This window comes from Bradyrhizobium sp. PRIMUS42 (assembly GCF_023006515.1).
GTDB lineage: Bacteria > Pseudomonadota > Alphaproteobacteria > Rhizobiales > Xanthobacteraceae > Bradyrhizobium.
Genome location: NZ_JALBGZ010000537.1, coordinates 1 through 4,379 on the forward strand (window position 1 = coordinate 1; position 4,379 = coordinate 4,379).

2 protein-coding genes and 2 pseudogenes are annotated in these 4,379 nt (G+C 64.1%); 3 read left to right on the top strand and 1 reads right to left on the bottom strand.

Annotated features, from left to right (window positions below; translation table 11 throughout):
• Nucleotides 1-150, bottom strand: a pseudogene (locus tag MOV75_RS28660) (uracil-DNA glycosylase); the annotation flags it as partial.
• 135 nt (nucleotides 151-285) lie between these two features.
• Between MOV75_RS28660 and MOV75_RS28665 the strand changes: the two are divergent.
• The 3 genes and pseudogenes from MOV75_RS28665 to MOV75_RS28675 all read left to right on the top strand — a co-directional run.
• Nucleotides 286-1,947, top strand: coding sequence for an electron transfer flavoprotein-ubiquinone oxidoreductase (locus MOV75_RS28665; protein ID WP_246928396.1), 1,662 nt, complete (start codon nucleotides 286-288; stop codon nucleotides 1,945-1,947).
• Between the two features lie 293 nt (nucleotides 1,948-2,240).
• A complete protein-coding gene (locus MOV75_RS28670) occupies nucleotides 2,241-4,037 on the top strand; it encodes a tetratricopeptide repeat protein (RefSeq protein ID WP_246928398.1) in 1,797 nt (598 codons plus the stop codon).
• 85 nt (nucleotides 4,038-4,122) lie between these two features.
• A pseudogene (locus MOV75_RS28675) lies at nucleotides 4,123-4,379 on the top strand (4-(cytidine 5'-diphospho)-2-C-methyl-D-erythritol kinase); the annotation flags it as partial.

Below are 4,379 nucleotides of genomic sequence, written 5' to 3' on the forward strand. Positions count from 1 at the left end.
CTCGACCGGCGGTGCCACGCGCGGGGCCGGCGGTGGGGCATCCAATTCCGCCAGGCGGTCGATTGGCTCCTCCGCGAGCGCGCAGTCGACTCCAGCCTCCAGATAGAAGGCGAGAAGCTCACGGACGGTGGGTGCGGGTTCGGGTATCATGAGAAAGTCTGACTATTAGTTCAGTTTAAGGCGCCTTGCACCCCGGCGAAACGCATTTCCGAGGTTGTCCTACCCGGAAAAATCGGAAACAAGAGGGCGCAATCGACCAAGGACCGTCTCAAGGGCTGAGATCAGATGAGCACCGAAGAACTTCCCCCGCGCGAATCCATGGAATTCGACGTCGTCATCGTCGGCGCCGGCCCCTCGGGCCTGTCCGCTGCGATCCGGCTGAAGCAGCTCAACGCCGATCTCAACGTCGTCGTGGTGGAGAAGGGCTCCGAGGTCGGCGCGCATATTCTCTCGGGCGCTGTGATCGATCCGGCCGGGCTCGACAAGCTGATCCCGGACTGGCGCGAGGATTCCGACTGCCCGCTGAAGACCCAGGTGAAGGACGACCGCTTCTATTGGATGACGGCTGGCGGCGCGATCAAGCTGCCGAACTTCATGATGCCGCCGCTGATGGACAATCATCACTGCTTCATCGGTTCGCTCGGCAATGTCTGCCGCTGGCTAGCCCGTAAGGCCGAAGCGCTCGGCGTCGAGATCTATCCGGGCTTTGCTGCGGCCGAGGTGCTCTATGACGAGGAGGGCAAGGTCAAGGGCATCGCCACCGGCGACATGGGCGTCGGACGCGACGGCAAGCCGAAGGACTCCTTCACCCGCGGCATGGAATTGCTCGGCAAGTACACGCTGTTCGCCGAAGGCGCCCGCGGCAGCCTGACCAAGCAGCTCATCGCGAAGTTCGCGCTGGATGCCAAGAGCGAGCCGGCGAAGTTCGGCATCGGCCTCAAGGAAGTCTGGCAGATCGACCCCGCCAAGCACCAGAAGGGGATGATCCAGCATTCCTTCGGCTGGCCGCTCGACATGAAGACCGGCGGCGGCTCCTTTCTCTATCATTACGACGACAATCTCGTCGCCGTCGGCTTCGTCGTGCATCTGAACTACGACGATCCCTATTTGTCGCCGTTCGACGAGTTCCAGCGCTTCAAGACCCATCCCTCGATCCGCGGCACTTTCGAGGGTGGCAAGCGGCTCGCTTACGGCGCGCGCGCCATCACCGAGGGCGGTTATCAGTCGGTGCCGAAACTCAGCTTCCCCGGCGGCGCGCTGATCGGTTGCGCGGCGGGCTTCGTCAACGTGCCGCGCATCAAGGGCGTGCACAATGCGATGGGCACCGGCATGCTCGCGGCCGAGCACGTCGCGGCAGCGCTCGCCGCCGATCGCACCAATGACGAGCTCGTCGAATACGAGAACGCCTGGCGCTCGTCCTCCGTTGGCAAGGACCTGTTCCTGGTGCGCAACGTCAAGCCGCTGTGGTCGAAGTTCGGCACCGTGCTCGGCGTCGCGCTCGGCGGCCTCGACATGTGGTGCAACACGCTGTTCGGCGCCTCGCTGTTCGGCACGCAGTCGCACGCCAAGCCCGATCGCGCCACGCTCGATCCGGCCAAGAGCCACGTGCCGAAGAACTACCCGAAGCCCGACGGCAAGATCTCATTCGACAAGCTCTCGTCCGTGTTCCTGTCCAACACCAATCACGAGGAGGACCAGCCGGTCCATCTCAAGGTCACGGACATGAACCTCCAGAAGACGTCCGAGCACGACGTGTTCGCCGGTCCCTCGAATCGCTATTGCCCGGCCGGCGTCTATGAATGGGTCGAGGAGGGTTCGAGCCCGCGCTTCCAGATCAACGCCCAGAATTGCGTCCACTGCAAAACCTGCGACGTGAAGGACCCCAACGGCAACATCACCTGGGTTCCCCCGGAGGGCGGCGGCGGCCCGAATTACGAGGCCATGTAAGGGCACCGAGTTACCAAGGGTGATCTTGCGCACGTTCACGTGAGCACCCGGCTGCGGCGACCCGCCGCGGCCACGATAAGGCCATAGTAGCAGCGTCTTGGGGCTGCTCCGACCGGTCACTTGGCCGATTTGGGGCGTGCGGAGGGGATCGTCCGGCCCGAATCCTTGCGGCGAAGCGCCAAAAGCGGCATTGTCGGCCGGACGGTTCCGGGTCCGGATGCCACCGGCCGCGTTCGCATGCGATACGGCCCTTTGCTGCAAACCCAGGCACTACCAACTCAAGGCGAGCCCTGATGTTTTCAAATCGTTTCAACCGCTGGACTGTTGCCGCCATCGCCCTCATGGGCACAGCGATCGCGACCGTCCCGGGTAGCGTTCTGGCGCAGACGCCGGATCACCCGGAGAACACGGCGGCGCAGTTTCCAACCCGAAATGATCTGAAGTCGCTCACCGGTGCCGGCAGCTATCTCGCCGCCCGCCATGCCAGCGTCGAGCGCGACGCGGCCTCTGCCGCCGCGTTCTACCGCTCGGCCCTGCGCACCGATCCCAAGAACAACGAGCTGCTCGACCGCGCCTTTATCTCGTCGGTCGCCGACGGCGACATCGAGGAGGCGGTCAAGCTCGCCGAGCGCGTCCTCACCATCGACAAGACCAACCGCGTCGCGCGTCTCGTCGTCGGCGTGCATGATCTCAAGGTGAAGAAGTACGCGGCCGCGCAGACCAACATCAGCCAGTCGATCCGCGGCCCGATAACCGATCTCGTCGCCACGCTGCTGTCGGGCTGGGCCGCCTATGGTGCCGGCGACGCCAAGGGTGGTGTTGCCACCATCGACAAGCTCGCAGGTCCCGAATGGTATCCGCTGTTCAAGGACCTTCACGCCGGCATGATCCTCGAGCTCTCCGGCAAGGAGAAGGACGCCGGCACCCGCTTCGAGCGCGCCTACAAGCTCGACGATTCCATGCTGCGCGTGAGCGAGGCCTATGCGCGCTGGCTGTCGCGCAACAAGGATTCCGCCGCCGCGACCACCGTCTATCAGGCCTTCGACAAGAAGCTCGCGCGTCATCCGCTGATCCAGGAAGGCCTGCGCGAGACCAAAGCCGGCAAGAAAATGCCGCCGCTGGTCGATTCCGCCCAGGCCGGCGCCGCTGAAGCGCTCTACGGCATCGGCGCCACGCTGACCCGCCGCGGCGGCGAGGATCTGGCGCTGGTCTATCTCCAGCTCTCGCTCTACCTCCAGCCGACGCATCCGCTGGCGCTGCTTTCGCTCGCCGATCTCTACGAATCGGTGAAGCGGCCGCAGATGGCGATCAAGGTCTACGAGCGCGTGCCGGCGAGCTCGCCGCTCAAGCGCAACGCGCAGATCCAGCTCGCCATTGATCTGGATTCCGCCGACCGGACCGACGAGGCGATCAAGATCCTCAAGGGTGTCACCACGGAGGACGCCAAGGATCTCGAAGCCATCATGGCGCTCGGCAACATCGAGCGCGGCCGCAAGAGGTTCGGCGACTGCGGCGCGACCTATTCGCAAGGCGTCGACGTGCTGCCGGCCGGCAACGACAAGGCCAACAGCGTCTGGTACTATTATCGTGGCATCTGCCAGGAGCGTTCCAAGCAGTGGGCCAAGGCCGAGGCCGACATGAAGAAGGCGCTCGAGCTGCAGCCCGACCAGCCGCACGTCCTCAACTATCTCGGTTATTCCTGGATCGACCAGGGCGTGAACCTCGACGAAGGCATGAAGATGATCAAGCGTGCCGTCGAGCAGCGTCCCGACGACGGCTACATCGTCGACTCCCTCGGCTGGGCCTATTACCGCATCGGCAATTACGAGGAAGCGGTGAAGAATCTCGAGCGCGCGATCGACCTCAAGCCCGAGGATCCCACCATCAACGATCACCTTGGCGACGCCTATTGGCGCGTCGGCCGCACGCTGGAAGCCAAATTCCAGTGGTCGCACGCCCGCGATCTCAAGCCCGAGCCGGAAGAGCTGCCCAAGATCGAGGCCAAGATTGCGAACGGGCTGACCGACGACAATTCGAACTCTTCGGCCGCGCAGGCGGAAAAGAAGAAGGACGACGGCAAGGGCGGCTAGGCCGTCGCATGATCCGGAAAAGTGTGTAGCGGTTTTCCGATGAGATCATGCGCGACGAACAAGTGAAGTTGGGGGCGTGTCGCCGATGCCGGCGTTGATTGAAGAAGGACGGGCGAAGGTCAATCTCAGCCTTCGCGTCGTGGGCCGCCGTGCCGATGGCTATCATGATCTCGAAAGCGTGGTCGCATTTGCCGACTGCGCCGACCGGCTTACGCTGGAGCCGGGCGGCGAGCTGAAGCTCACCACCACCGGGCCGCTGGCCGAGGCCTGCGGCGAGATGTCCGACAATCTCGTGTTCAAGGCCGCCAAGCTGTTGGCCGAGGCCGTGCCGGGCCTGAAGCT

Excerpts from the sequence above, each read along its gene's own strand:
- MOV75_RS28665 (WP_246928396.1), top strand. The coding sequence starts at position 286 with ATGAGCACCGAAGAACTTCCCCCGCGCGAATCCATGGAATTCGACGTC.
- MOV75_RS28670 (WP_246928398.1), top strand. The coding sequence starts at position 2,241 with ATGTTTTCAAATCGTTTCAACCGCTGGACTGTTGCCGCCATCGCCCTC.